At 67.9% G+C, this 5,933-nt stretch carries 7 protein-coding genes; 3 read left to right on the top strand and 4 right to left on the bottom strand.

The annotated features are described in order from the left end of the window. Positions 1–198 precede the first annotated feature (198 nt). Together pta and FHR96_RS22155 are read left to right on the top strand one after the other, a co-directional pair. Positions 199–1,224 carry a phosphate acetyltransferase gene (gene pta / locus FHR96_RS22160; RefSeq protein WP_183389886.1) on the top strand — a complete coding sequence of 342 codons (1,026 nt, stop codon included), beginning with the start codon at positions 199–201 and terminating at the stop codon, positions 1,222–1,224. A gap of 6 nt (positions 1,225–1,230) precedes the next feature. Next, positions 1,231–1,980, top strand: a complete 750-nt coding sequence (locus FHR96_RS22155) for a sulfite exporter TauE/SafE family protein (protein ID WP_183389885.1) — start codon at positions 1,231–1,233, stop codon at positions 1,978–1,980. A gap of 36 nt (positions 1,981–2,016) precedes the next feature. Here the strand turns inward: FHR96_RS22155 and FHR96_RS22150 are convergent, their stop codons facing one another. Genes FHR96_RS22150 through FHR96_RS22135 form a run of 4 tightly spaced genes read right to left on the bottom strand, consistent with a single transcriptional unit; the run spans position 2,017 to position 5,497 of the window. Continuing rightward, the gene (locus tag FHR96_RS22150; RefSeq protein WP_183389884.1) at positions 2,017–2,391 is read right to left on the bottom strand and encodes a Lin0512 family protein; all 375 of its coding nucleotides are present in this window, start codon (positions 2,389–2,391) and stop codon (positions 2,017–2,019) included. Then, entirely contained in the window at positions 2,384–2,737 is a 354-nt protein-coding gene (locus FHR96_RS22145; protein ID WP_183389883.1) for a Lin0512 family protein, read from the bottom strand. Before FHR96_RS22145 ends, FHR96_RS22150 begins: the two co-directional genes overlap by 8 nt. A gap of 49 nt (positions 2,738–2,786) precedes the next feature. After that, entirely contained in the window at positions 2,787–4,520 is a 1,734-nt protein-coding gene (locus FHR96_RS22140) for a cobaltochelatase CobT-related protein (protein WP_183389882.1), read from the bottom strand. Then, on the bottom strand, positions 4,517–5,497 hold the full coding sequence (locus tag FHR96_RS22135) for an AAA family ATPase (RefSeq protein ID WP_183389881.1): 981 nt from the start codon (positions 5,495–5,497) through the stop codon (positions 4,517–4,519). The genes FHR96_RS22140 and FHR96_RS22135 overlap by 4 nt, the downstream gene beginning before the upstream one ends. 233 nt (positions 5,498–5,730) lie before the next feature. On the opposite strand from FHR96_RS22135, the gene FHR96_RS22130 reads away from it, so the two are divergent. Further along, a partial coding sequence (locus FHR96_RS22130) for a thiamine pyrophosphate-binding protein (RefSeq protein ID WP_246393061.1) occupies positions 5,731–5,933 on the top strand: 203 nt, incomplete at its 3' end.

Below are 5,933 nucleotides of genomic sequence, written 5' to 3'. Positions count from 1 at the left end.
AAGACCTGCATCCTGGAGATCATGTGCACCCGCGAGCTGGGCGACCCCTTCCGCCGCGACGCCCTGAAGAAGCCGGTGCGGCTGCTGGAGAAGTATCAGGACTACGTCTGAGTCCAGCGTGTCGCAGTGTGTTGCCCCCGACCGTGTCGGGGGCTTTTTTGACTGCCGCGCCGCGCGGCAGAGACGGGAGGTCATATCATGAAAGCCTTGAATCGGATCCTCGAGCGCGCCCGCCGCTCGCCCCGGCGCATCGTGCTCTGCGAAGGCGAGGATGAACGGGTGCTGCGCGCCGCGGTCAGGGCGGCTGAGGATGGGATCGCCCACGTCATCCTGGTGGGCAACCGTGATGCCATGGCCGCGGTGGCACGGACCGAGGGGCTCGGCCTGTCGGACGTCGAACTGATCGATCCGGCCACCTCGCCGCTGGTCGAGCCCCTGGGCGAGGCGCTGTTCGCGCTGCGCGAGAAGAAGGGCATGACCCGCGAGCAGGCCGAGGCGGCGGTGCGCGAGCCGCTGTGCTTCGCCAACCTGCTGGTACGCGAGGGGCACGCCGATGGCAGTGTGGCGGGGGCAGTGAACACTACCGCCGACGTGGTGCGAAGCGCCATCCAGCTGCTCGGCCTGGCGCCGGGTAGCCGGCTGGTCTCGAGCTTCTTCCTGATGATGCTGTGCCAGCCCTTCCACAGTCTCAAGGGCGGGATGATCTTCTCCGACTGCGGCCTGGTCATCGACCCCGACGCCGAGCAGCTGGCCCAGATTGCCATGGCCGCGGCGGACAGCGCCGAGGCCCTGCTGGGCGAGGAGGCTAGGGTAGCGATGCTGTCGTTTTCCACCAGCGGCAGCGCCCGGCACGGCAACGTGGAAAAGGTGGTCCAGGCGGCGCGCAGCGTGAAGGCCGCCCGTCCGGGGCTGGCCATCGACGAGGATGTCCAGCTCGATGCGGCCATCGTGGCGGAAATCGCCGAGCGAAAGCTGCCCGACTCCAAGGTCAAGGGCAATGCCAACGTGCTGATCTTCCCGGATCTCGAGGCCGGCAATATCGGCTACAAGCTGGCCGAGCGGATCGGCGGCGCCGAGGCCATCGGCCCGCTGCTGCAGGGGCTTGCCAGGCCAGCCAACGACCTGTCCCGGGGCTGCAGCGTCGACGACATCTATCACGTCATCGCCGTGACTACGGTACAGGCCCAGGCCGCCGAGGCCCGGGATGCCGCTGTGGCCGGTTGATCCGTCATGGACCTCGAGATTCCCCTGGCCTTCCTGGCCATCGCCGCCCTGGCCGGCTACTTCCAGACGGTGACCGGCTTCGGGCTGGGCATGATCGTGATGGGGGCCACCAGCGGGTTGGCCATCGCGCCGGTGGCGTCGGTGGCCGCGGTGGTCAGCCTGATGACCCTGGCCAACAGCGCGGTGGCCCTGCCGGGCAAGCTGGGTCACCTCGACCGGCGGGTGACCCTGGCCACCATCGCGGGCATCCTGCCGGCGATCGTGCTCGGCGTGGTGCTGCTCGACGCGCTCAGCAGCAGCGCCGCCAGCCTGGTGCGCATCGCCTTGGGTCTGGTGGTGTGCTATGGAGGTTTGAGCCTGGTGCTGCGCCCCCGCCAGCGGGCGACCCTATCCTCGCCGGCCAGTTTCTTCGTCAGCGGCGCGCTGTCGGGACTGTGCGGCGGGCTGTTCGGCATCGCCGGGCCGCCGGTGATCTACCAGTGCTATCGCCAGCCGATGCCGCTGGTGGCGATCCGTAACATGCTGATCCTGCTGTTCGCGGTCACCTCGGGGATGCGCACCCTGTTCGTCGCCCTGCGCGGGCAGCTGGATCTCGAGATCCTCACCCTCACCGCCTGGGCCATTCCCGTGGTGGCCCTGGCCACCTACGCGGGCCGCCGCTGGCCGCCGCAGCTCTCCGCCCTGGCCATGCGCCGCCTGGCCTTCGTCACCCTGATGCTGATCGGGAGCGGACTGATCCTTTCCGAGCTGAGCTGAGCGCGCCCCTCATCGGTGACAAGGCGCGCAAGGTGGTCAGACGGCGGGCTTGCACAGTCGCCAGCCGTCGGGCTCGATCGGCAGGAGGGCGGCGATCGCCGCGGTGGCGATGACGTGGGTGGTGGTCTGTTCGGGATCGTGGACGTTCAGGCCGCCGTGCACCACGCTCACTTCGGCGCGGCCGCGGGGCAGCTCGGCCGCCACCACCGCGACGTCGACCTTCTCTGGCTCCTGCACGCCGATGGTCACCTGGACCCGCATCTGGCGGTGATCGATGCCCAGCGACTTGAACAGCACGATGGACGAGTGGTGCAGGGCGTCCTGCACGGCGCGGCAGGCGGCCTTGGTGTAGTCCTCGCCGTAGAGGTCGTTGCCGGTGCCCATCTCCAGAATGATGCGTCGTTCAGTCATGTGCAGGCTCCATGTCGAAGGAGACGATGACGGCGGCGTTGGCGATCACACTGGTGCCGCTGCCGTCGGGCTTGTCCACGTCCAGCCCGCCCTTGACCAGGCGTACCGACGGCTGGCCGTAGGGGAAGATGCCGAGCAGGGCTGCGGGGTCGACGGCGGAAGGGTCCTGCACCCCGACCTCCACGTCGATCAGCATGGCCTCCTTGGGAAAGCCGAAGGCGTCGGCCACGTTGAGCGAGTTGTGCCACAGGGCATCGCGGATCGCCCTTGCCGCGGCCTCGGTGTAGTTGCGGCTGCGGATCGAGGTACCCATGCCGAACTGGGTCACCATGCGGGTCTTGGCCATTACGGTTTCCTCGGTCGTGACACGAATGCCGTGTCGGGTTGTGCGATCGTCAGCGCCGGTGGCGGCCGCCGATCAGCTCGACGATCTCGTCGAACAGGTGAGTGTCCAGTGCCTGGGACATGTCGGTGGCCAGGCAGCGGCGATAGAAGGGACTGAGGTCCAGGCCCACGCCAAGGCCCAGCACCTCCACCTGGCCCTCCCGGCTGCGCCGGGCGACCACCTCCTTGAGGTGGTTGTCCAGGTAGTAGGCGTCGTTGGCCAGGTTGGTGGCGCTGTCCGCGGGGCAGCCGTCGGAGATCACGATCAGCAGCCGCCGGCGCTCGGGGCGGGCCAGCAGCCGCTCGCAGGCCCAGTCCACCGCCTCGCCGTCGATCCCCTCGCGGAACAGGTCGGGCTTGAGCAGGGCGGCAATGTCGGTGCGGGCGCGCCGCCAGCTGCGATCGGCATCCTTGAAGACCAGGTGGCAGACCTCGTTGAGGCGCCCCGGTCCGTGGGGGCGTCCGCGGCTCATCCACGCCTGGTAGGCTCGCCCGCCGTTCCAGGCGCCGGTGGTGAAGCCGAGTAGCTCGGTGCCGGCTCCGATCATCTCCAGGGCGCGGATCAGGCTCTCGACCATCATCGCCACGGGCATGATGTGGTGCTTCATGGAGCCCGAGCAGTCGATCAGCAGGCTGACGGCGCAGTCGGCGCCCAGCTTGACCTGCTCGCGGTAGAACAGCCGCCGCTCGGTGGGCGAGCTGACCAGTTGGGCGAGTCGACGTCCGTCGATGCGGCCTTCCTCCTCGCCGTAGGCCCAGCCGTCGGGGCGCGGCTCCCAGAGCACGCTGCCCAGCCGACGGGCCAGGCGGGGCAGGTTGATGCCCTGCTCGGTAGTGGCCTGGTCCAGCCGCTCGCGGTTCTCACGCAGCAGGGCGCGGCGCACCAGGCTGCCGGCGGCGACCTCACGGTCGAAGCGGGTGGTATAGACCCGGTAGGTCTGGGCGGCGTCCTCGAACACCTTGCTGCGGCCAGTGGCCGCAGCGTCGATGGCGATGTCGTCGCCGTCGCCTTCCTCGAGGTCGAGCAGCAGGGCGAAGGCGCCGGTGGCTCCCTCTTCCGGGTCCCCGGCCTCGTCGTCGTCCCCGGCCCGGGCCTGTTCGGCGCGTACCCGCTCGCCGACGATCCGGGCGATCGCCAGGGCGTGCTTGGCGTAGGTCGCCTGGTCGTGGCGATGCCGGCGCAGGCCGCGAAGGGCCGTGCCCATCTCGCCCACCAGGGAGGCGCGGGTGCCCTCGATGGTGTCCTCGGTCTCCTCCAGCACCGGTTTTGCCTGCAGGCGCGACCAGCACATCTGGGCCACGGTGTATAGCAGCATGCCGATGCTGCCCTCGGTCAGCCCGGAACGGTAGAAGTCGCGGGACCAGTGCTCGAAGCGCCGCAGGAGGTTGTCGGCCATGCCCGGCATGTCGTCGGGGGCGCGGGTCTCCACGCGAAGCTGTTCGAGCAGTTCGAAGACCAGCCGTTCGACCGCGTCCTCAGGGCAGTGATCGTGGTGGCAGGCGGGGTTGGAGTGCAGCAGGCGCAGGGCCATGCCGTCGGCCGCGGCCCGGCAATCGGCGAAGTCATCCTGCGCGGGATCGATGCGCAGATGGGGCGCACGGGTCGGCAGACGCGACTCTCCGCGGTAGAGGCGTCGCCCTCGATAGTGCAGGTCGGCCTGGCCGGTCATCGCACGCAGACTGGCCGCGCACAGCTCCTCGATCCGCTGCTGGCGGCGCGCCTGCTGCTGGGCGCTTTCGGTCATGACGGCGTCGCCTCCCGCATCCAGGACTCGTCGAGTTCCTCGCCGAAGCAGCGCTGGTAGTACTCGGCGACGATGGGGCGCTCGGCCTCGTCGCACTTGTTGAGGAAGGACAGGCGGAAGGCCAGGGCAGGGTTGCGGAAGATCTCGCAGTTCTCCGCCCAGGTGATCACGGTGCGCGGCGACATCAGCGTAGACAGGTCGCCGGCGGCGAAGCCCTGGCGCGTCAGGTTGGCGACCGCGACCATGGCGGCGATCAATGTCCTGCCCTTGTCGGTGTTCTTGCTGGGCACTCGACCGAGCACGATGGCCGCCTCTTCTTCCCTGGGCAGATAGTCGAGCTTGGCGACGATGTTCCAGCGGTCGATCTGGGCGTGGTTGAGCACCTGGGTGCCCTGGTACAGGCCGCTGAGGTTGCCCAGCCCCACGGTGTTGGCGGTGGCGAACAGCCGGAAGTGGGGGTGGGGGTGGATGACCCGGTTCTGGTCGAGCAGCGTGAAGTGGCCGTCCCGCTCGAGGATGCGCTGGATCACGAACATCACGTCCGGGCGGCCGGCATCGTACTCGTCGAAGATCAGCGCCACCGGCCGCTGCAGCGACCAGGGCACGATGCCCTCCTGGAACTCGGTGACTTGCATCCCGTCGCGCACCACGATGGCGTCCTTGCCCACCAGGTCCAGACGGCTGATATGACCGTCCAGGTTGACCCTCAGGCAGGGCCAGTTGAGGCGTGCGGCAACCTGCTCGATATGGGTCGACTTGCCGGTGCCGTGCAGCCCCTGAACCATCACTCGGCGGTTGCGAGTGAAGCCGGCCAGGATCGCCAGGGTCACGTCGGGGTTGAAGCGATAAGCCTCGTCGATCTCGGGCACGTACTCATCGCGCTCGCTGAAGACGGGCACCTGCAGGTCGCTGTCGATGCCGAACAACTCGCGTGCCGAGCGTAGCGTGTCGGGCTGGGCGTTCATCGGGTCGATCATCTTCGTCTCCTCGGCCCGTCAGGGGACCTGTCGCATGGGATGCCGTGTCTCGTGCTCGAGCGGGTTCAGCGAGCATAGCTAGTCTCATAAAAAGAATCAAATTGTACCGTTTTATGAGATTTTGTCTTGACGCCGGTGAAGACAACCTCCTAGAGTCTCAATTGTTCCGGATATCGGAATAATTGGTTCCATAAAATAATCATGAATATCTTCAACCGGCTCGGAGGACTCCCATGAGCACCGACAACACCGCAGATACCCGCCAGGTCGTGCAGGGCAAGCAGACGATGACGCCCTCGGAGGCCTTCGTGGAGACCCTGGTGGCCAACGGCGTCACCGATATGTTCGGCATCATGGGCTCGGCCTTCATGGACGCCATGGATATCTTCGCCCCGGCCGGCATCCGGCTGATCCCGGTGGTCCACGAGCAGGGCGC

The organism is Halomonas organivorans (assembly GCF_014192055.1).
Lineage (GTDB): Bacteria > Pseudomonadota > Gammaproteobacteria > Pseudomonadales > Halomonadaceae > Halomonas > Halomonas organivorans.
Note: the sequence above shows the minus strand (reverse complement) of the source record. Positions and strands in the feature narration are given on the sequence as shown.

Coding starts and splice junctions, on each gene's coding strand:
- pta (WP_183389886.1), top strand. CDS start 199: ATGAAAGCCTTGAATCGGATCCTCGAGCGCGCCCGCCGCTCGCCCCGG.
- FHR96_RS22155 (WP_183389885.1), top strand. CDS start 1,231: ATGGACCTCGAGATTCCCCTGGCCTTCCTGGCCATCGCCGCCCTGGCC.
- FHR96_RS22150 (WP_183389884.1), bottom strand. CDS start 2,391: ATGACTGAACGACGCATCATTCTGGAGATGGGCACCGGCAACGACCTC.
- FHR96_RS22145 (WP_183389883.1), bottom strand. CDS start 2,737: ATGGCCAAGACCCGCATGGTGACCCAGTTCGGCATGGGTACCTCGATC.
- FHR96_RS22140 (WP_183389882.1), bottom strand. CDS start 4,520: ATGACCGAAAGCGCCCAGCAGCAGGCGCGCCGCCAGCAGCGGATCGAG.
- FHR96_RS22135 (WP_183389881.1), bottom strand. CDS start 5,497: ATGATCGACCCGATGAACGCCCAGCCCGACACGCTACGCTCGGCACGC.